Consider the following 26,533-nt stretch of genomic DNA (forward strand, 5'->3'; position numbering starts at 1 on the left):
GGCCCGGGGCGACCGCCCCGGGCCCGCTCGCCCTCACACCGGCCGCCGGGCCCGGCTAGGCCGGCCGCAGCCAGACGGTGGCCAGGGGCGGCAGCGTCAGCCTGATGCTCGCAGGGCGGCCGTGCCAGCCCTGGGGTTCCGGTTTGACCGCGTCCGGGTTGGCGACGCTGCCGCCGCCGTAGAGGCCCGCGTCGGTGTTCAGCACCTCCACCCAGGCCGGGACGTCCTCGGGGACCCCGAGGCGGTAGTCGTGCCGGACCACCGGGGCCAGGTGCGAGACCGCCAGCAGCGGGTTGCCGTCGGCGTCCAGCCGCAGGAACGCGAAGACGTTGTCGTCGGCCGCGTCACCCGTGATCCACTGGAAACCGGCCGGGTCGGTGTCGCGCTGCCACAGGGCCGGGGTGGTCCGGTAGAGCCCGTTCAGGTCCCGCACGAGGTCCCGCACACCACGGTGGTCGGCCGCGGCGCCGTAGGACGGGTCGAGCAGCCACCAGTCGGGGCCGTGCGCCTCGGACCACTCGGCGCCCTGCGCGAACTCCTGGCCCATGAACAGCAGTTGCTTGCCGGGGTGGGCCCACATGAAGCCGAGGTAGGCCCGCAGGTTCGCCCGCTGCTGCCACCAGTCGCCCGGCATCTTGGACACCAGCGACCCCTTGCCGTGCACGACCTCGTCGTGCGAGATCGGCAGCACGTAGTTCTCGCTGTACGCGTACACCATCGAGAAGGTCATCCGGTGATGGTGGTAAGCGCGGTGCACGGGGTCGTGGCTCATGTACTCCAGCGAGTCGTGCATCCAGCCCATGTTCCACTTCAGGCCGAACCCGAGCCCGCCGAAGCCGCTCGGGCCCTCGTGGTGGGTGGGCCGGGTGACGCCGTCCCACGCGGTGGACTCCTCGGCGACGGTCACCACCCCGGGGCAGCGCCGGTAGACGGTGGCGTTCATCTCCTGCAGGAAGGCCACCGCGTCCAGGTTCTCCCGGCCGCCGTGCTCGTTCGGCGTCCACTGGCCGGGCTCGCGCGAGTAGTCGAGGTAGAGCATGGAGGCGACGGCGTCCACCCGCAGGCCGTCGATGTGGAACTGCTCGCACCAGTACACGGCGTTCGCCACCAGGAAGTTGCGCACCTCGCGGCGGCCGAAGTCGAACTCCAGCGTGCCCCAGTCGGGGTGGGCGGCCCGCAGCGGGTCGTGGTGCTCGTACAGCGGACGCCCGTCGAACTCGGCCAGCGCCCACGCGTCGCGCGGGAAGTGCGCGGGCACCCAGTCCATGATCACGCCAATCCCGGCCTGGTGCAGCCGGTCCACCAGGTACCTGAAGTCGTCCGGGGTGCCGAGCCGGGCCGTCGGCGCGTAGAACCCGGTCACCTGGTAGCCCCAGGAACCGCCGAAGGGGTGCTCGGCCACCGGCATCAGCTCCACGTGGGTGAAGCCCATCTCCGTCACGTACGCGGGAAGCTGCTCGGCGAGCTGCCGGTAGGTGAGTCCGGGCCGCCAGGACGGCAGGTGGACCTCGTACACCGAGAACGGCGCCTCGTGCACCGGGGTGTCGGCGCGGCGGGCCATCCACTCCCCGTCGCCCCACTCGTGGTGCGAGGCGTCCACGATCGAGGAGGTGGCCGGCGGCACCTCGGTGCGGCGGGCCATCGGGTCCGCGCGCAGCGTGCGCGAGCCGTCCGGGCGGGTGATCTCGAACTTGTACAGCTCGCCCTCGCCGACGCCCGGCACGAACAGCTCCCACACCCCGGTGCCGCCGAGCGAGCGCATCGGGAATCCGGTGGCGTCCCAGAAGTCGAAGCCGCCCGCGACCCGCACGCCCCGCGCGTTGGGCGCCCAGACCGCGAACCGGGTGCCCGGCACGCCCTGGTGGGTCGTCACATGGGCGCCGAGCGCCTGCCACAGCTCCTCGTGCCGGCCCTCGCCGATCAGGTGCAGGTCGAGATCGCCGAGTGTGGGCAGGAAGCGGTAGGGGTCCTCGGCCTCGTGGACGGTTCCCTCGTACGTCACCAGCAGCCGGTAGGCGGGGACCTCGGCGAGCGGGAGCAGCCCGGAGAAGAACCCGTCGCCGTCGTCGTGCAGTTCGGCCCGCAGGTCGCCGGAGACCACGGCGACCGCCTGCGCGTAGGGGCGGAAGACGCGGAACGCGACCCCGCCGGGCACCGGGTGGGCGCCGAGCACGCCGTGCGGGTCGTGATGGGTGCCGTGCAGCAGCCGCTCGCGGTCACCGGCGTCGATCGCGGGGGAGACGGCTGCCATCTCCGGTGCCGGTGCCGGTGCCGGTGCCGGTGCCTGGGCCTCCGCCCGTGCTGGTTCCGGCGTGGGTGCGGTCGTCCGCGCGGGGCGTGGCTGGGGCACCGGAGCGGGGGCCGGGGAGGGCGCGGGCGCGCTCGCCGCCGCGGTGGGCTCCGGTGCGCGGGCGCCCGGGATCGCGGCCGGTCCGCCCGGCCGGGCGGCCTCCGGTCCCGCGCCGTCCCGCGCGGCCCTCTGCGCGGCCCGCTGCTCGGCCTCCTGCTGAGCCTTCCGCTCGGCCTTCTCCGCCGTGTCGGCCGTCTCGACCTTCGCGGTCTTCTCGGGCGCGTTCTTCCCGGCCTTGCTCTTGCCGGACTTGTTCTTCGAGGTGGCTGACTTCTTCGTCACGGACTGGTCTCCCGGGCGAGGGTCGGGTCGGACGTGGCGAGGCGGCGTACCGCCGAGAGGGGCACCCCCAGCCAGTCGGGGCGGTGCCGGGCCTCGTAGACGACCTCGTAGACGGCCTTGTCGGTCTCGTAGGCCCGCAGCAGCACCGGGTCGGTGCGCGGGTCGCGGCCGGCGACCTCCGCGTACCCGGCGCAGAACGCCGACCGGCACCGGTGGGCCCACTCCGGGGCCGGCGGACTCGCCGAGTGGGCCGCGTAGTCGAAGGAGCGCAGCATCCCGGCGACGTCCCGCAGCACCGGCTGTGGCATGCGCCGCTCGGCCAGCGGCCGGGCCGGCTCGCCCTCGAAGTCGATGAGCGACCACGCGCCGGACGGTGAGCGCAGGCACTGGCCGAGGTGCAGGTCGCCGTGGACGCGCTGGGCGGTCCAGGTGCGCCCCTCCTCCGCGAGGTCGGCCAGCGCCCGGAAGGCGGAGCGCAGCCCCGGCTCGTACGGCCGCAGCGCCGGCACCGCCTGGACGGCCGCCTCGAGACGCTCGGTCATGCCGTCGACCAGCAGCCCGAGCTGGGCCTGGCCGAGGGTGACCGTCGGCAGGGCGCGGGCGAGGGCGGTGTGCACCTCGGCGGTGGCCCGGCCCAGTGAGCGTGCCTCGGCGACGAAGTCCTCGCCCTTGGCCAGCTCGCGCAGCGCCAGCTCCCAGCCGTCGCTCGCACCGCTCACGAACGGCTGGAGCACGGCCAGCACGTACGAGTCGTCGTCCAGCTCGGCATGGAGCCAGCCCGTCGGGGCGGGCACCCGGGCACAGCCCTCACGGGCCAGCGCCAGCGGTATCTCCAGATCGGGGTTGACGCCGGGTACGACCCGGCGCAGCAGCTTCAGGATGAACGTATCGCCATAGACGATCGAGGAGTTGGACTGCTCGGCGGTCATGACCCGCGCCACGAGTCCGTCCCGGATCTCCTGACCCGGGTCCCGGTCGAACCGCAGCCCGCCGATGCGCGCCTGGGTGCGCAGGGCCTCCAGGAGCACGTCGGCGGGCCGGGGGTCGTACAGGGCCTCGTACACGGTGCGGCCGGCCAGCGGCCCCTCCGTGACATGTCCGATGAGCGCGGGCGCCAGCCGGGGCGGCAGCGCCTCGCGCACGCCTATGAGGAGCTGGTAGCAGTCGCCGGGGTGTGCCGGCGCGCCCAGCGCGGGCGGCTGGTGGACGCGCACGAGCAGGTGGTAGAGCCCGATCCGGCCGTCGGGGGGCAGCAGTTCGGTGACGGCCACCGGGGTGATGCCGGTGACCGGGCGTCCCTTGCCGGCGAACCAGCGCTGCCGGGGCAGCCATTCGCGCAGCAGGGGTTCGAGCGAGGCGAGGGGGTGGCCGGATGAGGGGGTGGTGTTGAAGGGGGTGACCGTTTCCGCCACGGGCGTCACGTCCTTTCCCCGGGTCGTCGGGGTGTCACTGTTGCGTGCCCCGGGTGGGGCGGGGGAAACCGCCCCACCCGGGTATGGCCTACGCGGCTTCCCGGCGCAGCCGGAACCAGTAGAAGCCGTGGCCCGCCAGGGTCAGCAGGTACGGCAGCTCGCCGATGGCGGGGAAGCGCACCCCGCCGAACAGCTCGACGGGGTGCCGCCCGCCGAACCGGCTCAGGTCCAGCTCCGTGGGCTGCGCGAAGCGCGAGAAGTTGTGCACGCACAGCACCAGGTCGTCCTCGTACTCGCGCAGGAACGCGATCACCGCGGGGTTCGACGACTGCAGTTCGTCGTAGGACCCCAGTCCGAAGGCAGGATTCTGCTTGCGGATCTCGATCATGCGCCGGGTCCAGTGCAGCAGGGACGAGGGCGAGGACATGGACGCCTCGACGTTCGTGACCTGGTAGCCGTAGACGGGGTCCATGATCGTGGGCAGGAAGAGCCGTCCGGGGTCGCTGGAGGAGAAGCCGGCGTTGCGGTCGGGGGTCCACTGCATCGGGGTGCGGACCGCGTCGCGGTCGCCGAGCCAGATGTTGTCGCCCATGCCGATCTCGTCGCCGTAGTAGAGGATCGGCGAGCCGGGCAGGGACAGCAGCAGGGCGGTGAACAGCTCGATCTGGTTGCGGTCGTTGTCGAGCAGCGGGGCGAGGCGGCGGCGGATGCCGATGTTGGCGCGCATACGCGGGTCCTTCGCGTACTCGGCCCACATGTAGTCGCGTTCCTCGTCGGTGACCATTTCGAGGGTCAGCTCGTCGTGGTTGCGCAGGAAGATGCCCCACTGGCAGTTGGAGGGGATCGCCGGGGTCTTGGCGAGGATCTCCGAGACGGGGTAGCGGGACTCGCGGCGCACGGCCATGAAGATGCGCGGCATGACCGGGAAGTGGAACGCCATGTGGCATTCGTCCCCGCCGGAGGAGTAGTCGCCGAAGTAGTCGACGACGTCCTCGGGCCACTGGTTGGCCTCGGCCAGCAGCACGGTGTCCGGGTACTGGGCGTCGATCTCCTTGCGCACCCGCTTGAGGAACTCGTGCGTCGCGGGCAGGTTCTCGCAGTTGGTGCCCTCCTGCTGGTACAGGTACGGCACCGCGTCGAGGCGGAACCCGTCGATGCCCAGGTCCAGCCAGAACTTCAGCGCGGAGATCATCTCCTCCTGCACGGCCGGGTTCTCGTAGTTGAGGTCCGGCTGGTGCGAGAAGAAGCGATGCCAGTAGTACTGCTTGCGTACGGGGTCGTACGTCCAGTTGGAGGCTTCGGTGTCGACGAAGATGATCCGTGCGTCCTGGTACTGCTTGTCGTCGTCGGCCCAGACGTAGTAGTCCCCGTACGGACCCTCCGGATCGCGCCTCGACTCCTGGAACCACGGGTGCTGGTCGCTGGTGTGGTTCATGACGAAGTCGATGATCACGCGCATGCCGCGCTGGTGCGCGGCGTCCACGAACTCCACGAAGTCGGCGAGGTCGCCGAACTCGGGCAGTACCGCGGTGTAGTCGGAGACGTCGTAACCGCCGTCACGCAGCGGCGACTTGAAGAACGGCGGCAGCCAGAGGCAGTCGACGCCGAGCCACTGCAGGTAGTCGAGTTTGGCGGTCAGGCCCTTGAGGTCGCCGACGCCGTCGCCGTTGCTGTCCTGGAAGGAGCGGACCAGGACCTCGTAGAAGACGGCACTCTTGAACCAATCCGGATTCCGGTCCTTGGCGGGAGTGTCCTCGAAGGTGTCCGGGACGGGCTCGTTGACGATCATATTGTGGGTGACCCTCCGATCTGCGGGGTGGACGGTCGCAGCACCGAGAAGATATGCGCGGGTCGACGACCCGGGTCGAGTCGCACATAGTTGGCCCTGCCCCAGTGATAGGTCTCGCCGGTGAGCAGGTCGCGCACCGGCACCGACTCGTGCCAGTCCAGGCCGAGTTGCGGCATGTCCAACGAGACCGTGGCTTCCTGGGTGTGGTGCGGGTCGAGGTTGGCGACCACCAGAACCGTGTTCGATCCGCTCCGCTTGCTGTAGGCGATCACCTCGTCCTTGTCGGCGTGGTGGAAGTGGAGGTCGCGCAGCTGGTGGAGGGCCGGATTCGCGCGGCGGACGGTGTTGAGCCGGGTGATGAGGGGGGCGAGGGTGCGGCCCTCGCGGGCTGCGGCTTCCCAGTCGCGGTGTTTGAGCTGGTACTTCTCCGAGTCGAGGTACTCCTCGCTGCCCTCGCGCAGCGGGGTGTTCTCACAGAGTTCGTAGCCGCTGTAGATGCCCCAGGTGGGGGAGAGGGTGGCGGCGAGGACGGCGCGGACCTCGAAGGCGGGCCGGCCGCCGTGCTGGAGGTAGGCGTGCAGGATGTCGGGGGTGTTGACGAAGAAGTTCGGCCGCATCCACGCCGCCGCCTCACCCGACAGCTCGGTCAGGTACTCCGTCAGCTCCCGCTTGTCGTTGCGCCAGGTGAAGTACGTGTACGACTGCTGGAAGCCGACCTCGGCCAGCGCGCGCATCATCGCCGGCCGGGTGAACGCCTCCGCCAGGAAGATCACGTCCGGGTCCCTGCGGTTGACCTCGCCGATCACCCGCTCCCAGAACACCACCGGCTTGGTGTGCGGGTTGTCCACCCGGAAGATCCGCACCCCGTGGTCCATCCAGTGCCGCAGCACCCGCACCGTCTCCGCGACCAGGCCGTCCATGTCCGCGTCGAAGGCGATGGGGTAGATGTCCTGGTACTTCTTCGGCGGGTTCTCCGCGTAGGCGATCGTGCCGTCGGGCCGGTGGTGGAACCACTCCGGGTACTTGTGCACCCAGGGATGGTCCGGCGAGCACTGCAGCGCGAAGTCCAGCGCGACCTCCAGTCCGAGCCGGGCGGCCTCGCCCACGAAGTGGTCGAAGTCCTCCAGCGTGCCCAGCGCCGGGTGCACGCTGTCGTGGCCGCCCTCGGGCGAACCGATCGCCCACGGCACCCCCACGTCGTCCGGGCCCGCGGTCAGCGAGTTGTTCGGGCCCTTGCGGAACGTGGTGCCGATCGGATGGATCGGTGGCAGGTAGACGACGTCGAACCCCATCTCCGCGATGGCCCGAAGCCGCTTCGCCGCCGTGCGGAACGTGCCGTGCGGCTCCTCGGCCGTACCCTCCGAACGCGGGAAGAACTCGTACCAGGAACCGAACAGCGCACGCTCACGCTCCACCAGCAACGGCATCGCGTCCGAGGCGGTCACCAACTCCCGCAGCGGATACCGCGCCAGCACCGCCTCCACCTCGGGCGACAACGCCGCCGCGAGCCGCCAGGCGGCCGGGCGGTCCGCGTCCCGCAGGGCAGCGGCGGCCGACGCCACGACGGCCCGCTGTCCCTCGGGGACACCGGCGGCCGCTCGCTCGAACAGCAGGGCGCCCTCGGTCAGGACCAGTTCGGTGTCGATGCCCGCGGGGATCTTGATCCGCGCGTGGTGCCGCCAGGTGCCGACGGGGTCCGACCACGCCTCGACCGTGAAGGTCCAGTGGCCGGGCCGGTCCGCCGCGACGGTGGCCCCCCAGCGGTCGGTGCCCGGGGCGAGTTCGCGCATCGGGGTCCAGGGCCCGGGGCGTCCCCCCGGATCGCGGAGCACGACGTTCGCGGCGACGGCGTCGTGCCCCTCGCGGAACACGGTGGCCGAGACCTCGAACTCCTCCCCGACCACGGACTTGGCGGGCCTGCGCCCGTGCTGGACCACGGGGCGCACGTCGAGGACCGGGATGCGTCCGACGGCGGTGGCCCCGGCCGGACCGGGGTGCTGCCGGGGTGGCGCCGGTTCGAGGACGTCCTCCACCGGCTTGCCTGACTTGTTGCCCGATGTCTTCTTTCCGGCCGTCCTACTGGTAGTCGGGGGTGCTGACGAGTGGTGCGTGGCGGGCATGACCGCTCCTGTCCGCGTCAACGAGGGTGTGGGCGGATGGATGTGGGGAGGTGGGTCCTGCGGTGGTGCTCTGGTGCTGCCGTGGGGTCACCGGAGGAGCCTTCCCACCCCGTTCGGGTGGGCAATCCGGCACTTTGTTAACTACTCACGCGTACGTCCACACGCAAGACCAGCCCCTCTGTGCGGGTGCCCCACGCCCCGGCGTCCACGCCCCCCGTGCCCCGACACCCCTGTCCGGTACGTCCCCACCGACCCCCCGGTAACCACTACCGTCGTCCCTGACGACGAGACGTACAGCGCCGTGCGTCTCACCCCGCGACGTGTCGAGGTGGAATGTGAAGGCGATCCGTCGGTTCACCGTCCGTCCCGTTCTCCCCGAACCCCTCCGGCCACTCAGTGACCTGGCGCGCAATCTGCGCTGGTCCTGGCATGCGGAGACGCGCGACCTGTTCCAGTCCGTCGATCCCGAACGCTGGGCCGCCGCCGGGGCCGACCCGGTGCGGCTGCTCGGCGGGGTCCGCCCGAGCCGGCTGGCCGAGCTGGCCGGCGACCGGCGGTTCCTGCGCCGGCTGACCGCCGCCGCCGACGACCTCCACGACTACGTGACCGGCGACCGCTGGTACCAGCACCAGGACGCGGACCTGCCCGCCGCGGTCGCCTACTTCTCGCCGGAGTTCGGCATCACGGCCGCGCTGCCCCAGTACTCCGGTGGCCTCGGCATCCTCGCCGGGGACCACCTGAAGGCGGCCAGCGACCTCGGGGTACCCCTGATCGGCGTCGGACTGCTCTACCGGCACGGGTACTTCCGGCAGAGCCTGTCCCGGGACGGCTGGCAGCAGGAGCACTACCCGGTGCTCGACCCGCACGAACTGCCCGTCAGCCTACTGAAGGAGGCCGACGGCACCCCGGCCCGGATCTCCCTGGCCCTGCCCGGCGGCAAGGCGCTGCACGCCCGCATCTGGCTGGCCCAGGTGGGCCGGGTGCCGCTGCTGATGCTCGACTCGGACGTCGAGGAGAACGACCTCGGCGAACGCGGGGTGACCGACCGGCTGTACGGCGGCGGCAGCGAGCACCGGCTGCTCCAGGAGATGCTGCTCGGCATAGGGGGTGTGCGGGCCGTGCGGACGTACTGCCGGCTCACCGGGCACCCGGACCCCGAGGTGTTCCACACCAACGAGGGCCACGCGGGCTTCCTCGGGCTGGAGCGGATCGCCGAGCTGTGCGAGCGCGGGCTGGACTTCGACCCGGCGCTGGAGGCCGTGCGGAGCGGGACCGTGTTCACCACGCACACGCCCGTGCCGGCCGGGATCGACCGGTTCGACCGGGAACTGGTCGGCCGGCACTTCGGGCCGGACGCCGAGCTCCCGGGCATCGACGTGCAGCGGATCCTCGCGCTCGGCATGGAGACGTACCCGGGCGGTGAGCCGAACCTGTTCAACATGGCCGTGATGGGACTCCGGCTCGCGCAGCGGGCCAACGGGGTGTCCCTGCTGCACGGTCAGGTGAGCCGGGAGATGTTCGCCGGACTCTGGCCGGGATTCGACGCCGAGGAGGTGCCGATCACCTCCGTCACCAACGGGGTGCACGCCCCGACCTGGGTGGCCCCGGAGGTGCTCCGCCTGGGCGCCCGGCAGATCGGCACCCAGCGGGCCGAGGACGCGCTGACCGTCGGCGGCTCCGAGCGCTGGGACTCGGTGGCGGAGATCCCCGACCAGGAGGTCTGGGAGCTGCGCCGCACCCTGCGCGAGCAACTGGTGTCCGAGGTGCGGGAGCGGCTGCGCGCGTCCTGGCGGCAGCGGGGCGCGGGCGACGCGGAGCTGGGCTGGATCGAGGGGGTGCTCGACCCCGACGTGCTGACCATCGGGTTCGCACGGCGCGTGCCCTCGTACAAGCGGCTCACCCTGATGCTGCGGGACCGGGACCGGCTGATGGAGCTGCTGCTGCACCCCGAGCGGCCGGTCCAGATCGTCGTGGCGGGCAAGGCGCACCCGGCGGACGACGGCGGCAAGCGGCTGGTGCAGGAACTGGTGCGGTTCGCCGACGACCCGCGGGTGCGGCACCGGATCGTCTTCCTGCCCGACTACGGCATGGCGATGGCGCAGAAGCTCTACCCGGGCTGTGACGTCTGGCTGAACAACCCGCTGCGCCCGCTGGAGGCCTGCGGTACCTCCGGGATGAAGGCCGCACTGAACGGGTGCCTCAACCTCTCCGTGCTGGACGGCTGGTGGGACGAGTGGTTCCAGCCGGACTTCGGCTGGGCCGTGCCGACCGCGGACGGCGCCGGCACCGACCCGGACCGCCGCGACGACATCGAGGCCGGTGCCCTGTACGACCTGCTGGAGCAGCGGGTCGCGCCCCGGTTCTACGAGCGGGGGCGGGGCGGGCTGCCCGACCGCTGGATCGAGATGGTCCGCCAGACCCTCACCCTGCTCGGGCCGAAGGTGCTGGCGGGCCGCATGGTCCGCGAGTACGTCGACCGCCTGTACGCGCCCGCCGCGCAGGCCCAGCGGGCGCTCACCCCGGACACGGCCCGCGAACTGGCCGGCTGGAAGGCCCGGGTGCGTGCCGCGTGGCCCGGGGTGAGCGTCGACCACGTGGAGACGACGGCCACGACGGCCACCGCGGAGCTGGGCACCAGCGTGGGGCTGCGGGTCCGGGTGGGCCTCGGCGAGCTGGGCCCGGACGACGTCGAGGTGCAGGCCGTGTCCGGCCGGGTCGACTCCGAGGACCGCATCACGGACGCGACGACGGTGCCCCTCAAGCCGGTGGGCACTCCCGACCTGGAGGGCCGCCTGCTCTACGAGGGTCCCCTCTCCCTGGACCGCGCCGGACCCTACGGCTACACGGTCCGCATCCTGCCGGCCCACCGCCACCTCGCGTCGAGCGCGGAACTGGGACTGGTCGCGGTGCCGTCAGAGGACGCGGCGGAGGCGGCCGGGGTGCTGCTGCGCTAGGCCGGACACGGCCCAGGGGCCGGGGCGGGCCCCCGTGGCGGGTGCCGCGGGGGTCAGTCCTCCTCCAGGCCGGCGCACAGCCGGCGCAGAACCGTCCCGCACCGGCGGGCGTAGGCGTGCTGCAGGCCCCGGGTCGCGGGACCGCCGGCCCGGGCGTACCACTTGGCGGCCCGGCTGAAGGCGGCCACCGTCAGCCAGACGGTGCCGTCGCCCGTGCGGTCGACCACGAAGGCCTCCTCGCCGCACTCGGGGTGGCCTTCGAGGGTGCCGTAGGCCCATCCGGCGCGCCGGGGCTCCTCGACGGTCCACACGATGCGGCAGGGTGCCCTGACCAGGCCGGCCAGGGTGACCGTGACGTCGGTGCCGGGGACCGCGCGGTCGGCGGTGGCGTCGATGCCCACGCCGAGCGCGCGGTGCATCTCCCAGGTCAGGACCGCCTCGGCGGCCCGGCGGAAGACCTCGGGACCCTCGCCGAGGCGGGTGCGCACGAGCATCGGGCGGAATCCGGGCGGGCAGAAGCTCAGGTCGTCGCGCGTCGCGCCGACCGGCTCGTAGGTGAAGGGCGCCGGGGACATGGGTCACAAGACTAAGGCGGTACCCGGGTCGCTCTCAGCCCGGGTACCGCCGACAGTCAACTTACCTGGTGCTAGCCGACGTTGACCGCGGACCAGGCGGCCGCGACCGTCTTGTACTCGGTGCTGGTGGAGCCGTACAGGGCCGACGCCGCGTTCAGGGTCGCCGTGCGGGCGGCCTTGTAGTTGGTCGTCGACGTCATGTACGTCGTCAGCGCCTTGTACCAGATCTGCAGCGCCTTGGCGCGGCCGATGCCGGTGACCGCGGCGCCGTTGTAGGTCGGGGAGTTGTACGAGACCCCGTTGACCGTCTTCGCACCGCTGCCCTCGGACAGCAGGTAGAAGAAGTGGTTTGCGACGCCGGACGAGTAGTGCACGTCCAGGTTGCCGACGGAGGAGGACCAGTAGTCGGCGGAGCCGCCGTCCTTGCTGGGCTTGTCCATGTAGCGCAGCGGGGTGCCGTCGCCGTTGATGTCGATCTTCTCGCCGATGAGGTAGTCACCGGGGTCCGAGGCGTTGTTCGCGTAGAACTCCACGCCCGTGCCGAAGATGTCCGAGGTGGCCTCGTTCAGGCCACCGGACTCGCCCGAGTAGTTCAGGCCGGCGGTGTTGGCGGTGACACCGTGGCTCATCTCGTGGCCCGCGACGTCCAGCGAGGTCAGCGGGTCGACGTTGCCGGAGCCGTCGCCGTAGGTCATGCAGAAGCAGCTGTCGTCCCAGAACGCGTTCACGTAGGCGTTGCCGTAGTGGACGCGGGAGTAGGCGCCGACGCCGTTGTTCTTGATGCCGCTGCGGCCGAAGGTGTTCTTGTAGAAGTCCCAGGTCTCCGCCGCGCCGTAGGCGGCGTCGGCGGCCGCGGTCTGGTCGGAGGAGGAGCTGGAGGCGGTGCCGGTGCCGAAGACGTTGGTGGTGCTGGACACCAGCGTGCCCGTGCCGGAGGTCTTTCGGGCCAGGTTGTAGGTCTTGTGGTTGCCCCGGGCGCTGTCGGTGAGCTGGTACGTCGAGCCCGACTGCACGGAGTTGAGGGTGACCGTGCCGGAGTACAGCGTCTTGCCGGTGGCGTTCTCGATGCCCTGGTACTCGAAGAGCTTCTTGCCGGTGGCCGCGTCGGTGACGACGTGCAGCTGGTTCGGGGTGCCGTCGTCCTGGAGGCCGCCGACGACCGTCTCGTAGGCGAGCACGGGCTTGCCGGAGCCGGCCCAGATCACCTTGCGCGCGCCGTCCGCGGAGGACTTGGCGGAGCCGAGGGTTCTCGCGGCGCTCAGGGCCTGCTTCTCGGCCTTGGCGGCGGAGATCTGCGGTTTGAGCGAGGCGACCTTGACGGCCCACTTGGTGGCCTTGGTGACGCTCTCGGTCGCACCCGACTTGGCGGTGTGGACGATGAGGTCGCCGCCGAGCACCGGAAGGCCGGCGTAGGTGCGCTCGTAGCGGGTGTGGACGGTGCCGTCGGCGTCCTTGACGACGTCCTTGACGACGAGCTTCTCCTTGGCACCGAGACCTATGTGCTGCGCGGTCTGCGCGGCACCGGCCTGTGCCTTCTGCAGCAGCGTGGTGCGGGCGGCCGAGGACAGCGCGGTCGGGGCGGCGGCCAGGGGCTTGGCGGCGGCCTCGGCCGGCGTCTGGGCGCTGGCACTGGTGGTCAGCCCGGTGGAGAGCAGGGCTCCGGCGGCCACAGCGGTGGCGATGGCCAGAGTGGTGCGCTTGTGACGCGCGTAGAGGGGGCTCACAGAAGCTCCTTCTCGTGGGGGAGTCCGGGCAGTGTGGGGTTACTGTCCGGAGGCTGTGGCGGTGCGAAGTTGCTGTGCTGCTGCGGCGGGTGAAGGAAGAGTGGCACCAGGGGCGCGTACATGTCATGACCCTGAAGTGATGTTGGCGCAAAACCGACTGTCTGCCGAACGTTTCAAAGATGTAAACGGACGCCACCGGAGAGTGACGAACCCTCCGGTGGCGCTCCGTTAGCGGGCCTGTGGCGTGCGGTTTACGGGAAGGTCAGCTTCCAGCTGTTGATGGTCCCGACGTCCTGTGCGGCCTGGTCCTGGACCCTCAGCCGCCAGGTGCCGTTGGCCGATTCGGACGAGGCGTTGACGGTGTACGTCTCCCGCACGTCGTCCGCCGAGTCGGACCCGGAGAAGTTCTTCAGGCGGTACGCGGTCCCCGACGGGCCGATCAGGTCGATCACCAGGTCACCGCGCCAGGTGTGCGTGATGTCCACCGCCACCTGGAGGTTGGCCGGCGCGTTCCCGCTCCTGCCGGAGACGGCGATGTCCGAGGTGACGGCCGGCCCGTTGTCCGGGATCGACACCGGTGTGGTGTTCTCGTACGAGGTGCCGCCGCCCCCGCCGCCGCCCGAGCGCGCGCCGACCGCGACGGCCGCCCAGGCGTCCTGCACGGCCTTGTACTCGGCGCTCGTGGTGCCGTACAGCTCGCCGGCCGCCGCGAGGGTGCCGGTGCGGGCGCCCGCGTAGTTGGTGGTGGAGGTCCACTTCGTGGTCAGCGCCCGGTACCAGATCTGCAGCGCCTTGTCCCGGCCGATGCCGGTGACCGGGAGCCCGTCCGCGGTGGGCGAGTTGTAGCTGACCCCGTTGATGACCTTGGCGCCGCTGCCCTCGCTCAGCAGATAGAAGAAGTGGTTGGCGGGGCCCGACGAGTAGTGCACGTCGACGCCGCCGATCCCGGAGTACCAGCTGTCCTTGGACGCGCCGTCCTTGCTCGGCTTGTCCATGTAGCGCAGCGGGGTGCCGTTGCCGTTGATGTCGATCTTCTCGCCGATGAGGTAGTCACCGGGGTCTGTGGAGTTGTTGGCGTAGAACTCCACGCCGGTGCCGAAGATGTCGGACGTGGCCTCGTTCAGGCCACCGGACTCGCCGCTGTAGTTGAGGCCCGCGGTATTGGACGTGACGCCGTGGCTCATCTCGTGGCCCGCGACGTCGATGGCGGTCAGCGGCTTGGCGTTGCCGGAGCCGTCGCCGTAGGTCATGCAGAAGCAGCCGTCGTCCCAGAAGGCGTTCACGTACGAGTTGCCGTAGTGGACCCGGGAGTACGCGCCGACGCCGTTGTTCTTGATGCCGCTGCGGCCGAACGTGTTCTTGTAGAAGTCCCAGGTGACCGCGGCGCCGTAGTGGGCGTCCGCGCCCGCGGTGGCCGCGCTGGAGTTGGTGCCGTTGCCCCAGGTGTCGCTGCTCTGCGAGAACAGGGTCCCGGTGCCCGAGGAGCCGTGGTTCAGGTTGTACGTCTTGTGGCCGCCGCGGGCGCCGTCGGTCAGCGTGTACGTCGAGCCCGACTGGGTCGTGGTCAGCGTGACCTGGCCGCTGTACTGGGTGTTGCCGACGCCCGTCTCGATGCCCTGGTACGTGAACAGCCGCTTGCCGGTGGCCGCGTCGGTGATGACGTGCAGCCGGTTCGGGGTGCCGTCGTCCTGGAGGCCGCCGACGACCGTCTCCAGGGCGAGCACGGGCTTGCCGGAGCCGGCCCAGATCACCCTGCGCACGCCGTCCGCCGCGGACCGGGTGCCGCCGAGGGACCTGGCCAGCCGCACGGCCTGCGTCTCGGCCGACTTCGTCGACGCCGCCGGGGTCAGTCCGCGGACCTTGAGCGGGGCGGTGTTCGCCTCGACGACCCGCTCGACCGCGCCGGAGGCGGCGGTGTCGACGACGAGGTCGCCGCCGAGCACGGGCAGGCCCGCGTAGGTGCGCTCGTACCGGGTGTGCAGAGTGCCGTCCGCGTCCTTGACGACGTCGCGGACGACCAGTTCCTCCTTGGCCCCGAGACCGAGGGACCGCGCCGTCGCGGCCCTCCCGGCGTCGGCGTGCCGGATCAGTTCGGTGCGCTGCGAGGGTGAGAGCCGGACGGCCGCATGGGCCGGGCCCGCCTTGCCGGGGGCCGGCGCGGCGGCCGGGGTGGCGCCGGCCACGCCGGACTGCGCGGCGGCGGCGATCAGGGCGGCGACGCCCACGAGGGCGACGGTGGCGGTGCGGCGGGGTGCCGCCGGGCGAAGCGCTGTGTGGGGGGCGCGTCTGCGAGAGCTGCTACTCAACACTGACTCCTTCTGCGTGGCCGCGGGTCGCGCGGCCAGGGGAGACCGGACGGTGGGATCGGACGTCCGGGCAGAGCAGGGTGTTGCGCAAAGCCGTGTGCGGGGTGCCGAGCCGGCTCACGCGTGGAGGCGGAAGCTGTGGGGTCGCTGTGAGTCGGCCGTGGGAAGAGTGACAGGAATGGGTGCAATCTGTCAGGACCACGTCACAAAATGGCCGGAACTGGTTCGTTGAACGGGTGACCGTGTTCGTTATGCGGACGTGCGCCGGCTCATGGCCGGTCCTGTTCGGCCGCGTCCCCGTGCCAGGTGCGCCACAGGCCCGCGTACGCTCCGCCCGCCGCCACCAGTTCGTCGTGCGTGCCCAGTTCCGTCAGCCGGCCGTCCTCCATCACCGCCACGCGGTCCGCGTCGTGCGCCGTGTGCAGACGGTGGGCGATGGCGATCACCGTGCGGCCCTTCAGGACCGCCGCGAGGGCGCGCTCGGTGTGCCGGGCGGTGGCGGGGTCCAGCAGGGCGGTGGCCTCGTCCAGGACGAGGGTGTGCGGATCGGCCAGCACCACGCGGGCCAGGGCCAGTTGCTGGGCCTGGGAGCCGTCGGTGGGGTGGCCGCCGGGGCCGAGCGCGGTGTCGAGCGCGGACGGCAGGGCGCGGACCCAGTCGTCCGCGCCGACCGCGGCCAGCGCCGCCCACAGCGCCTCGTCGGTCGCGGCGGGCTCGGCGATCAGCAGGTTGTCGCGCACCGTGCCGAGGAAGACGTGGTGTTCCTGGGTGACCAGGACGACCTGGCGGCGCAGCAGTTCGGGCTCCAGCGCGGCGACCGGCACGCCGCCGACCGTCACCGTGCCCGCCCCGGGGGAGTCGATGCCCGCCAGCAGCCGGCTCAGGGTCGTCTTCCCGGCACCCGACGGACCGACCACGGCGAGGCGTTCGCCCGGCCGTACGGTCAGGTCCACCCCGCGCAGCACCTCGCCGCCGCGCTCGTAGGCGTAGCGCACCCCGCGCACGTCGATCCGGTCGCCGGCCGGCTTCGGACCGCCCCCGGCCCGCGCCCTGGGCGCCCGGGCCAGCCCCTCGACCCGGGCGAACGAGGCACCGCTGCTCTGCAGTTGCTCCACCCGCATCAGGATCTGGTCCAGCGGCTCGGTGAACTGCCGCAGGTACAGCGCCGCGGCCACCACCGCGCCGAGACCCACCGCGCCCCGCGCGTGCAGCCACCCGCCGACCAGCAGCACACCCGCCACCGGCACCGTGTAGGTGATCTCCACGGCGGGGAAGAACACGGTCCGCAGCCACAGGGTGTGCAAGCGGGCCCGGCGGGACTTCTCCAGCGCGTCCCGGCTCGCCGCGATCCGCCGCCCGCGCAGCCGGAACGTCTCGACCGTGCGCGCCCCGGCCGCCGTCGCCGCCACGATCTCGGCGACCTCCGAGGTGGCCGCGCCCTCGGCGAGATAGCCGTCCCGGGCCCGGCGCAGGTACCAGCGCAGCGCCAGCAAGACCGGCGTGAGTCCCACCACCCCGAACAGGCCGAGCAGCGGATCGAGCGCGAAGACCGCGCCGAGCACGAACAGCGCCTGCACCGCGCAGACCAGCAGCTCCGGGCCGACGTCGCGCAACGTGGTGCCCACGGTGGCGACATCGGCCGTGCCGCGCGCGGTCAGGTCGCCGGTGCCGGCCCGCTCCACCGCCGACGCGGGCAGTGCCAGCACCCGGTCGACGTACTCCTCGCGCACCCGGGCCAGCGTCCGCTCCCCGAACCGGTGCCCGACGTACCTGGCCCAGCGGGCCAGCAGCAACTGGGCCAGGGCGCAGAGCAGGATCCACAGCGCCAGCCGGTCCACCGCCCCGACCCCGTGCCCCGCCCGCACCTCGTCGATGATCCGGCCGACCAGCCACGGGCCGACCAGACCCGCCCCGGCCGCCAGCGCGTTGAGCCCGAGCGCCGCGGCGAACGCCCGCCCGTCGGCCCGTACCAGCCGCGCGGTCGCGCGCCGTACCCCGGCCCGGTCCGCCACCGGCAGCAGCGATGCCTCCGTCGTCACCGTACGGCCTCCTCGGCGCCCGCACCGCTCCCGCGGTTCCCGACGTCCGCACATCCGGCGGGTCCGGCGGGTCCGGCGGGTCCGGCGGGTCCGGCGGGTCCGGCGGGCTCGACGGGGCCGGTGGGCTCGGCGGCCCGGCCGGCTTCGTCGGCTGCGGCGGTTTCGGCCGCCCCGGTGGCCTGGGTGGCTGCGGCGGCTGCGGTGGCTTCGTCGGGTTCGGTGGTTCCGGTGGCTGCGGTGGCCTGGGCGGTTGCGGCGGCTTCGGTGGGTTTGGTGGTTCCGGTGGCTGCGGCGGCCCGGGCGGGCTCGGTGGCTCCGGTGGCTGCAATGGTCCGGGCGGCCTCGGCGGGCTCGGTGGCTCCGGTGCCTGCGGTGGCCTGGGTGGCTTCGTCGGCTGCGGCGGGCTCGGTGGCTCCGGTGGCTGCAACGGCCCGGGCGGCCTCGGCGGGCTCGGTGAGGCCGGGGGTCCCGGCTCCGGCGTCGTCGGGAGCTGCGGTGTCCTCGGGGTGGCCAGGGGTCTGATCGTCCCGGGTGTCCCCGACGACGTTCTCGGTGTCGTTCGTGTCCTCCGTGTCCCGTGCCACCAGGTCCCGGTAGGCCGGTTCGCGGGCCAGCAGCCGCCGGTGCGGGCCGCTCGCCGCCACCCTGCCGTCGGCCAGGAACAGCACGGTGTCCGCGTGGTCCAGTACCAGCGGCGAGGTGCTCACCACGAGCGTCGTCCGCCCCTGCCGCGCCGCCCGCAGCCGCTCCGCGACCGTCGCCTCGGTGTGCGCGTCCAGCGCCGAGGTCGGCTCCACAGCGAGCAGCACCTCCGGGTCGGCGAGCAGCGCCCGCACCAGCCGGACGCGCTGCCGCTGCCCGCCGGAGAGGCTGCGGCCCTGCCCGGCCACCACCGAGTCGAGACCGTCCGGCAGCCCGCGGACGACGTCCTCGGCGGCGGCCGCGTGCACCGCCCGGCGCAGCGCCGCCTCGCCGGGCGGAAGGTCCACGGCCACGACCTCCCGCAACGGCCCCGCGAACAGGTCGGCCTCGTTGTCCGCGACCAGGATCCGGGCCCGCACCTCGGCCAGCGGGACCGCGTCGAGCCGGACCCCGCCCCAGACGGCCCCGGTGGCCCCGTACCGCCCAGCCGGTCGACCACGGCGGCGGCCTCGGCGGGCCGGGCGGCGGCCAGCGCGACCAGCCGGCCCGGCGGCAACCGGACCCCGGAGGCCGGGTCGCTCAGCTCGGCCGGCCCGTCCGGCGCGGCCAGCGTGCCCTCGTCCGGCTCCGGTTCGAGGCGCAGCAGACCCACCACCCGGCGGGCGGCCACCACACCCCGGTTCAGCTCGTAGGCGAGCTGCACGACGAACGCCACCGGCCCGATCAGCACCGCCACATAGCCGTACACCGACACCAGCTCACCGACGCTGATGTCACCCCGCGCCGCCAGCCGGGCCGCCAGCCAGGTCACCACGGCCAGGAAGAGGGTGGGCAGCCCCACCCCGAGCGCCTGCACCCAGCTCGCCACCGCGCCCACCCGGTAGCCCTGCGCCCGCAGTCGCTGCGAGTCCCCGCGGAAGGCGTCGGCGAACAGGCCCTTGCCGCCGAGCCCGTTGAGCACGCGCAGGCCGCCCGCCAGATCGCCGATACGGGCCGCCAGCACGCCCTGCCGCTCCCGGTACTCGCTCTCGGCGCCCTGCAGGCGCAGCGTCAGCGGCCCGGTCAGCAGCGCGATCACCGGCACCCCGAGCAGCACCACGGCGGCGAGCCCCGCGGAGACGTCCAGCAGCAGCCCGGCCACCACCAGGTACACCGCGACCGCGCCGACCCCCGGCCCGACCACGGTCAGCGCCTGTGCGAGGGTCGCCACGTCGCCGACGCCGATCGTGACGACCTCCCCGGCCCCGGCCCGCCGGGGCAGCGCGGCGCCCAGCCGGGCCGCGTGCGCCACGACCAGCTTCACCGTGCGGAAGTTGGCGTCCATACGCACCCGGGTCATCGTGCGGTGCCGCAGGATGCTCAGCCACGCGGTGACGGCCCCGACCACGAACATCGTCGCCGTCCACCCGGCCAGCACGCCCGTCCGCCCGGGCACCAGCCCGTCGTCCACCGCGCGGGCCATCAGATACGGCTGGGTGGCCATCAGCACCAGCCACACGCTGCCCAGCAGCGCGCCGGCCAGCGACCGCAGCGGCTGGCGCAGCACCAGCCACCACAGGTAGTGCCAGCCTCCCCGGATGTCCGGTGTGCCCGGGTCCTCGTACGCGTCGATCACCGTCGTCCCCCCGTCCGATCGGGCCCCGGGGCGTGTCCGCGAAGTCCCGCCCTTCCCGCGACCCAGGCCGTGTCCGTGAAGTCCCGCCTGCCCGGCGGGACGTTGCGGACACGGCCTAGGCCAGGCTGTCCCGCCACGCCCGGTGCAGGTCGGCGAACCGCCCGGTGCCCGCGATCAGTTCCGCCGGGTGCCCGTCCTCGACGATCCGGCCGTGCTCCATGACCAGCACCCGGTCGGCGATCTCCACGGTGGACAGCCGGTGCGCGATCACCACGGCGGTACGGCCCCGCAGCACCGTCGACATCGCCCGCTGCACGGCCCGCTCGCCGGGGATGTCCAGGGAACTGGTCGCCTCGTCCAGGATCAGCACCGCCGGGTCCGCGAGCAACGCGCGTGCGAACGACACCAGTTGGCGTTGGCCTGCGGAGATGCGCCCGCCGCGCTTGCGTACGTCGGTGTCGTAGCCGTCGGGCAGCGCGCTGATGAACTCGTGCGCGCCGATGGCCTTCGCGGCCCGCTCGATCTCCTCGCGGGTGGCGTCGGGGCGGCCGATCGCGATGTTGTCGGCGACCGTGCCCGAGAACAGGAACGCCTCCTGGGTCACCATGACCACCCCGCGCCGCAGTTCGGGCAGCGCCAGCTCGCGCAGGTCCACGCCGTCCAGCAGCACCCGCCCGTCGGAGGGGTCGTAGAACCTCGCCAGCAGCTTGGCCAGGGTCGACTTGCCCGCGCCCGTGGAACCGACCACGGCGACGGTCTGCCCGGCCGGGAGCGTCAGGTCGAAGCGGGGCAGCACCTCGCCGCCGGTGCGGTAGGCGAAGCGGACCCCGTCGAAGACGACCTCACGGCCCGGAAACTCGCCTGCGGACGGCGGGAGTTCGCGGGGCGCCGCCGGTTCCGGCACGGACGGCGTCTGCGCCAGCAGGCCGGCGATCTTCTCCAGGGAGGCGGCCGCCGACTGGTAGGAGTTCAGGAACATGCCCAGCCGGTCGATCGGGTCGTACAGACGGCGCAGGTACAGCACCGCGGCCGCCAGCACACCGAGCGCGAGCGAGCCGGACGCCACCCGGTAGGCGCCCCACAGCACGATCCCCGCGACCGCCGTGTTGGCCACCAGACGGGACCCGACCACGTAGCGCGCCATCTCCAGCAGCGCGTCCCCGTTGATCCGCTCGTGCCGCTGGTTGAGCACGGCGAACTCGGCGTCGTTGGCCGCCTCCCGGCGGAACGCGCGCACCGGCCGGATGCCGTTCATCGTCTCGACGAACTTCACGATCACCGCGGCGATCGCCGTGGACCGCGCGGTGTACACCCGGCCCGCGCGCCGCCGGTACACCCGCACCAGCTGGTACAGCGGCACGAAGGAGGCCACCGCCACCGCGCCCAGGCCGAGATCCAGCCACAGCAGCATGGCCGAGATGTAGACGAAGGCCAGCACGACGGTCACCAGCTCCTGCAGCCCCTCCTCCAGCAGTTCGCGCAGCGACTCGACGTCGGTGGTGGAGCGGGAGATCAGCCGGCCGGACGTGTAGCGCTCATGGAAGTCGACGCTCAGCGCCTGCGCGTGCCGGAAGATCCGGCCGCGCAGGTCGAGCAGCACGTCCTGGCTCACCCGGGCGGACGCCTCGACGAACCAGAACTGCAGCACACCGGAGAGCAGCGCGCAGACCAGGTAGCCGACGGCGACCGCGATCAGCGGCCCGTGGTCGTGGTGGCGCAGCGCGGGTACGGCGCTGTCGAGGGCGTAGGCCACCAGCAGCGGGCCCGCCTGCACCGCCGCCTGCTGGAACAGCAGCAGGAGGGTGGTGAGGACGACCCGGGCCTTCATGGGCGCGAGCAGCGAGCGCAGCAGGGCCGCGGTGGCGCCGGGCGGGGTGGGCAGGACGTCGTGGTCGAAGGGGTCGCCGGCCTTCTGGGGGCGGGGGACCTCGTCGTCGTCCGTGGCCGGGGCGGCGGTCGTGGTGGTGGTCATCGCTCGTCCTCGGGGTCGCCGTGGTCGTCGTCGAAGGGGTCGCCGGGGGTGCCCGGTTCGCCGTCGTCGCCGGACATCAGGTGCGCGTACTCGGCGTTGGTGCGCAGCAGTTCGTGGTGGGTGCCGACGGCGGCGATCCGGCCGCCGGAGAGCAGGGCGACCCGGTCGGCGAGCAGCACCGTGGACGGGCGGTGGGCGACGATCAGCGCGGTGGTGTCCGTGAGGACCCGGCGCAGCGCGGCCTCCACGGCGGCCTCCGTGTGCACGTCCAGGGCGGAGAGCGGGTCGTCCAGGACGAGGAACTCCGGCCGGCCGACGACCGCGCGGGCCAGTGCGAGGCGCTGGCGCTGGCCACCGGACAGGCTCAGGCCCTGCTCGCCGACCTGGGTGCCGGTGCCCTGCGGCAGCGCGTGCGCGAAGTCGGCCTGGGCGACGGCGAGCGCCCGGTCCAGGTCCGCCTCCCCGGCGCCGTCCGCCGCTCCCATGAGCACGTTCTCGCCGACGCTGGCCGAGAACAGGGTGGGTTCCTCGAAGGCGACGGCGACCTTGGCGCGAAGCCGTTCCCGGCTCATCGCGGTGATGTCCACCCCGTCCAGGGTGATGCGCCCCGAGGTGACCTCGTGCAGCCGGGGGACCAGCGCGGTGAGGGTCGTCTTGCCGCTGCCGGTGGCGCCGACGAGGGCCATGGACTCGCCGGGGCGGATGTGCAGGTCGACGTGGTCGAGGAGGGGCTGCGAGCCGGCCGGTGCGTCGGGGTAGCGGAACCGGACGTCCTCGAAGCGCAGTCCGCGCGCCCCCTCGGCGCCGGTGGCCGGCGCGGTGCCGCCGGCGTCCTCCGGCTCCTCGTCCACCACCTCGAAGTACCGTTCGGTGGCCGTGGCCGCCTCCTGGCTCATCGCGAGCAGGAAGCCGATCGAGTCGACGGGCCAGCGCAGGGCGAGCGCCGTGCTCAGGAAGGCGACCAGGGTGCCCGCCGACAGGTCGCCGTCGGCCACCCGCAGCGCGCCCAGGACCAGCGCCGCGCCGATCGCCACCTCGGGCAGCGTCACGATGACGCCGAGGATGGTCGCCAGCAGCCGGGCCTTGCGCAGTTCCGTGCCGCGCAGCGCGCCGGACAGCTTCCGGAACGCGCGGGCCTGGGCGCGGTGCCGGCCGAAGCCCTTGACGATGCGGATGCCGAGCACGCTCTCCTCGACCACCGTCGTCAGGTCCCCGACCTGGTCCTGCGCGCGCCGCGCCACCTCGGCGTAGCGCCGCTCGAAGACCACGCAGGTCCACAGCACCGGCACGGCGGGCCCGAGGATCACCAGGCCGAGCACCCAGTCCTGCATCAGCATGATCACCACGCCGACGAGGATCGTCACCGCGTTGACCAGCAGGAAGGTCAGCGGGAAGGCGAGGAACATGCGCACCAGCATCAGGTCGGTGGTGCCCCGGGAGAGCAACTGTCCTGACGCCCACCGGTCGTGGAAGGCCACCGGGAGCCGCTGCAGCCTGCGGTAGAGCCCCGCCCGCATCTCCGCCTCGACGTGCGACAGGGGCCGGGCCACCAGCCACCGCCGTAGGCCGAACAGCACCGCCTCCGCGACACCGAGCAGCAGCAGGTACAGCGCCCCGAGCCAGACCCCGGCCGGGTCCCGGTCGGCGACCGGCCCGTCCACCATCCACTTCAGGACGAGCGGGATCACCAGCCCCGTGCAGGAGGCGACGACCGCGACGAACGCGGCCGTGAACAGGCGGCCCCGCACGGGGCGGACGTACGGCCACAGCCGCAGCAGGGCGCGTACGGCGGAGCGGTCCTCGGTGGTTGCACGTGTCGTGGGCATCATCGCGAGCCTACGGATCCGCACCGACATCGCCCACTGAGTTTTGGCCGGACCGGGGTCGGTCGCCGGTCCTACGACCAGCGCGTTCGGTGCGCCGTACGGGTGACTCGCGGGGGCGGTGATTGCCCGGGCCGCCGGCGGTCGCCAGCATGAGCGCGTGGTTCTGGTCCCGGGATGGGTGTGGTGGCAGGGCCCGGTGCGCAGGGGGCTGTGCGTCGGCCTGGCCGCCGGTGTCCTCTTCGCCGCCTTCGTCGCCGTCGAGTCCGGCGCGTGGCCGGCCGCCGCCGTCGTCCTGCTGGTGCTCGGGCCGCTGTACGGCGTCCGGGGGGCACGCCGGATGGGCCGGGCGTGGCCCGGCGGCGCCGCTCTCGCGCCGGCCGACCGGGCACGGGTGGTGCGGGCCACGCGCCGGGGCGAGTCCGTCGGCGACGCCCGGCTGGCGCCGGCGGTCCTGGAGTACGCCGGCGCGCTGCGCGTCCTGCGGGAGGAGGACCGGGCGCGGTGGTGGCTGATGCCGCTCGTGGCCGTCGTGTCGCTGGCCCTGGCGGTGTACGACACCGTCGCCGGGCCGGCCCGCCAGGCCCTGGTGTCCTGGCTCGTGGTCGCCCTGGTGGCGCTGGAGCTGACCTGGTCACCCGTCAGGAGGAACCGCCTGCTGGCCCGGGTGGCACGCGCGGAGGACGCGGCCCGTGCGCTGCCGCGCGAAGAGGGGCCGCACGGGAGCGGTCCGCGCGGGGACGGTCCGCAGGCGCAGGCCGGGTGAGCGTGGCCCGGGTGCCGTCCGCCCGGCGCGGCCGCTACGGCACCCCGAGTTCGAACAGCGCGTACCCCGCGTACGAGCCGGAGGCCAGGGCGGCGATGCCGAGCACCGGGTACAGCGTGCGCGGACCGAGCCGGCGCAGGGCGACGGCCAGCGGCAGGAACAGCGGGAAGCAGGGGAGCAGATAGCGCGAGACGTTGGCGAAGATCTGCTGGCTGCCGAGGACCAGGGCGAGCGTCAGCACCGTGTGGACGAGCAGCACCGGCGGCGGGCGCAGCCGCAGCAGCGGGGGGAGGAGGGCGAACGCCAGCAGGACCACGCCGACGCCGATGACGTCCGCGAAGGGGAACGCCGACAGGTAGGTGAAGTGGCCCACGGGCACCGAGGACAGCACGTCGAGGGTCTGGCTGCCGTAGTCGAAGCGGTGCGCCCAGGCACCCGACTGGAGCTTGAAGTACCCGCCCGGGTCGCCCATCCGGTTCCCCACCCAGCCCAGGTAGCCGAGCAGGCCCAGCGGGGCCAGGCCCAGGGCGAGCAGCGGGCGCAGGACGCCGTCGCGCCGGTCGCGCACCGCGCACAGCGCGGCCACGCCGAGCGCGGCGATCAGGGCGGCGGCCGTCGGGCGGTTGAGACCGGCGGTGAAGGTGAGCACCCCGGCGGTGAGCCAGTGGCGGGTCATGACGGCGTGGCAGGCCCAGGCGGCCAGGGCGACGTAGAGGGAGTCGGAGTAGACCGCCCACTCCACCCCGGAGCCGGGCCACACCGCCCACAGCCCGGCCGCGGCGAGCCCGGCGCGCCGGCCGCCGAGCCGCTCGGCGACAAGGGCGATCCCGAGGGCGGCGGCGAAGGAGGCGACGACGGAGACCAGCATCCCGGCCCCGTACGGTCCCAGGCCGGTGACCACGGACGTCATCCGCATCAGCGCCGGGTAGAGCGGGAAGAAGGCCGCGGAGTTGCCCTCCAGCGTGATCAGGCCGGTGGCGCCGGGCAGGTGGACGAGTTTCGGGTCGTAGCCGTGCAGCGCGATCTGCTGGTACCACCAGCCGTCCCAGGTGGCGAGCACGTCCCAGGCGTGCGCCCCGCCGCCGAAGCGGGGGTGCCTGGTGCGGAAGTCCCCGGCCGAGTCCAGCAGGTACATGAAGGAGCAGAAGCCGACGAGCTTCAGGACGCCGAAGAGGGCGAGGACCGGCCCGTGTTCGCGGGCGGCGGCGCGCAGCCGCTCCTTGCTGCGCAGGGCGTGGTCACGGGCACGGGCACGGGCGCGGGCCGCCGCCGGCGGACGGTCGAGGACGGCGCTCACCGGACGACCCGGCCGCCGCGGCGGTGGGCGTCCCGGCACATCCGGGCGATCCCGCGCAGGTCGGCCAGCGCGGTGGCGACCAGGTCGACCCGGCTGTCGGGGTCGTCCACCCAGTCCACGGGCACCTCGTGGATACGAAGGCCCGCCCGCTCGGCGCGGACCAGCAACTCGGTGTCGAAGAACCACTCCCCGTCCCGCACCAGCGGCAGCAGCCGCTCGGCGACGTCGCGCCGCACCGCCTTGAACCCGCACTGGGCGTCGGAGAAGCCGACGGCGAGCGTGCAGCGCAGCAGGGTGTTGTAGCAGCGGGAGATGATCTCCCGCTTCGGGCCGCGCACCACCCGGGAGCCGGGCGCGAGGCGGGTGCCGATGGCCAGGTCGGAGTGGCCCGATATGAGCGGCGCGACCAGTGGCAGCAGCGCCGCGAGCCCGGTGGACAGGTCCACGTCGGTGTACGCCAGCACGGGCGCCCGCGAGCCCGACCAGGCGGCGCGCAGGGCCCGGCCGCGCCCCTTCTCGGGCAGCCGGATCCAGGCCACCTCGGCCAGTTCGTCCGCGAGGCGGGCGGCGATGTGCGGGGTGCGGTCGGTGCTGGCGTTGTCGGCGACGGTGATCCGGAAGGGGTAGGGGAAGGTGTCCCGCAGGTGCGTGTGCAGCCGCCGGACGTTCGGCTCCAGGTCCGTCTCCTCGTTGAACACCGGCACGGCCAGGTCCAGGACGGGCTCGTCCTGCCGGTTGGTCAGAGGGGCCCGCCGCGGCAGGTGCGGCCGGACGGGCATCGCGCGCCCAGGGAGGAGATTCATCACGTAAGTCCCTTGTGTTCTGGTTTTCGGGGCGCGCTCGGGGAACGCGTGGCGTAGGTGAGGC

General features: G+C 73.0%; 13 protein-coding genes and 2 pseudogenes. 2 read left to right on the plus strand and 13 right to left on the minus strand.

Annotated features, from left to right (window positions below):
- Window positions 1-55: 55 nt before the first annotated feature.
- From glgB to B446_RS25600, 4 genes are all read right to left on the minus strand, one after another.
- A complete protein-coding gene (glgB, locus tag B446_RS25585; RefSeq protein WP_020942331.1) occupies window positions 56-2,632 on the minus strand; it encodes a 1,4-alpha-glucan branching enzyme in 2,577 nt (858 codons plus the stop codon).
- Complete coding sequence (locus B446_RS25590; RefSeq protein ID WP_020942332.1) at window positions 2,629-4,044, minus strand: maltokinase N-terminal cap-like domain-containing protein; 1,416 nt, start codon at window positions 4,042-4,044, stop codon at window positions 2,629-2,631. Before B446_RS25590 ends, glgB begins: the two co-directional genes overlap by 4 nt.
- An 88-nt stretch (window positions 4,045-4,132) precedes the next feature.
- Window positions 4,133-5,833, minus strand: coding sequence for a maltose alpha-D-glucosyltransferase (gene treS / locus B446_RS25595; RefSeq protein WP_020942333.1), 1,701 nt, complete (start codon window positions 5,831-5,833; stop codon window positions 4,133-4,135).
- A complete protein-coding gene (locus B446_RS25600) occupies window positions 5,830-7,953 on the minus strand; it encodes an alpha-1,4-glucan--maltose-1-phosphate maltosyltransferase (protein WP_043476456.1) in 2,124 nt (707 codons plus the stop codon). The genes treS and B446_RS25600 overlap by 4 nt, the downstream gene beginning before the upstream one ends.
- A gap of 335 nt (window positions 7,954-8,288) precedes the next feature.
- Here B446_RS25600 and B446_RS25605 point away from each other — a divergent pair, with 335 nt between their 5' ends.
- Window positions 8,289-10,907 (plus strand): glycosyltransferase family 1 protein, encoded by a 2,619-nt coding sequence (locus tag B446_RS25605; RefSeq protein ID WP_020942335.1) that lies wholly within the window; start codon window positions 8,289-8,291, stop codon window positions 10,905-10,907.
- A gap of 53 nt (window positions 10,908-10,960) precedes the next feature.
- Here the strand turns inward: B446_RS25605 and B446_RS25610 are convergent, their stop codons facing one another.
- From B446_RS25610 to B446_RS25640, 7 genes and pseudogenes are all read right to left on the minus strand, one after another.
- Window positions 10,961-11,482, minus strand: a complete 522-nt coding sequence (locus tag B446_RS25610) for a DUF1990 domain-containing protein (protein ID WP_020942336.1) — start codon at window positions 11,480-11,482, stop codon at window positions 10,961-10,963.
- A gap of 71 nt (window positions 11,483-11,553) precedes the next feature.
- Complete coding sequence (locus tag B446_RS25615) at window positions 11,554-13,206, minus strand: M4 family metallopeptidase (RefSeq protein ID WP_020942337.1); 1,653 nt, start codon at window positions 13,204-13,206, stop codon at window positions 11,554-11,556.
- A gap of 251 nt (window positions 13,207-13,457) precedes the next feature.
- The gene (locus B446_RS25620) at window positions 13,458-15,515 is read right to left on the minus strand and encodes a M4 family metallopeptidase (RefSeq protein ID WP_043476458.1); all 2,058 of its coding nucleotides are present in this window, start codon (window positions 15,513-15,515) and stop codon (window positions 13,458-13,460) included.
- Window positions 15,516-15,781: 266 nt separating this feature from the next.
- The gene (locus tag B446_RS25625) at window positions 15,782-17,605 is read right to left on the minus strand and encodes an ABC transporter ATP-binding protein (RefSeq protein WP_193384496.1); all 1,824 of its coding nucleotides are present in this window, start codon (window positions 17,603-17,605) and stop codon (window positions 15,782-15,784) included.
- Between the two features lie 494 nt (window positions 17,606-18,099).
- Window positions 18,100-19,808 (minus strand): annotated as a pseudogene (locus B446_RS25630) (ABC transporter ATP-binding protein); the annotation flags it as partial.
- 115 nt (window positions 19,809-19,923) lie between these two features.
- On the minus strand, window positions 19,924-21,780 hold the full coding sequence (locus tag B446_RS25635; RefSeq protein WP_020942340.1) for an ABC transporter ATP-binding protein: 1,857 nt from the start codon (window positions 21,778-21,780) through the stop codon (window positions 19,924-19,926).
- Window positions 21,777-23,606: an ABC transporter ATP-binding protein gene (locus B446_RS25640; RefSeq protein ID WP_043479092.1), complete on the minus strand. Its 1,830-nt coding sequence runs from the start codon at window positions 23,604-23,606 to the stop codon at window positions 21,777-21,779. The genes B446_RS25635 and B446_RS25640 overlap by 4 nt, the downstream gene beginning before the upstream one ends.
- A gap of 157 nt (window positions 23,607-23,763) precedes the next feature.
- Here B446_RS25640 and B446_RS25645 point away from each other — a divergent pair, with 157 nt between their 5' ends.
- Window positions 23,764-24,369 (plus strand): hypothetical protein, encoded by a 606-nt coding sequence (locus tag B446_RS25645; RefSeq protein ID WP_020942342.1) that lies wholly within the window; start codon window positions 23,764-23,766, stop codon window positions 24,367-24,369.
- A gap of 34 nt (window positions 24,370-24,403) precedes the next feature.
- Here the strand turns inward: B446_RS25645 and B446_RS25650 are convergent, their stop codons facing one another.
- Together B446_RS25650 and B446_RS25655 are read right to left on the minus strand one after the other, a co-directional pair.
- Entirely contained in the window at window positions 24,404-25,666 is a 1,263-nt protein-coding gene (locus B446_RS25650; protein ID WP_020942343.1) for an integral membrane protein, read from the minus strand.
- 32 nt (window positions 25,667-25,698) lie between these two features.
- Window positions 25,699-26,445: pseudogene (locus tag B446_RS25655) on the minus strand (dolichyl-phosphate beta-glucosyltransferase); the annotation flags it as partial.
- Between the last annotated feature and the right edge of the window lie 88 nt (window positions 26,446-26,533).

It is taken from the genome of Streptomyces collinus Tu 365, from assembly GCF_000444875.1.
GTDB lineage: Bacteria > Actinomycetota > Actinomycetes > Streptomycetales > Streptomycetaceae > Streptomyces > Streptomyces collinus_A.

Coding starts and splice junctions, on each gene's coding strand:
- treS (WP_020942333.1), bottom strand. CDS start 5,833: ATGATCGTCAACGAGCCCGTCCCGGACACCTTCGAGGACACTCCCGCC.
- B446_RS25600 (WP_043476456.1), bottom strand. CDS start 7,953: ATGCCCGCCACGCACCACTCGTCAGCACCCCCGACTACCAGTAGGACG.
- B446_RS25610 (WP_020942336.1), bottom strand. CDS start 11,482: ATGTCCCCGGCGCCCTTCACCTACGAGCCGGTCGGCGCGACGCGCGAC.
- B446_RS25625 (WP_193384496.1), bottom strand. CDS start 17,605: ATGTGCGGACGTCGGGAACCGCGGGAGCGGTGCGGGCGCCGAGGAGGC.
- B446_RS25635 (WP_020942340.1), bottom strand. CDS start 21,780: ATGACCACCACCACGACCGCCGCCCCGGCCACGGACGACGACGAGGTC.
- B446_RS25640 (WP_043479092.1), bottom strand. CDS start 23,606: ATGCCCACGACACGTGCAACCACCGAGGACCGCTCCGCCGTACGCGCC.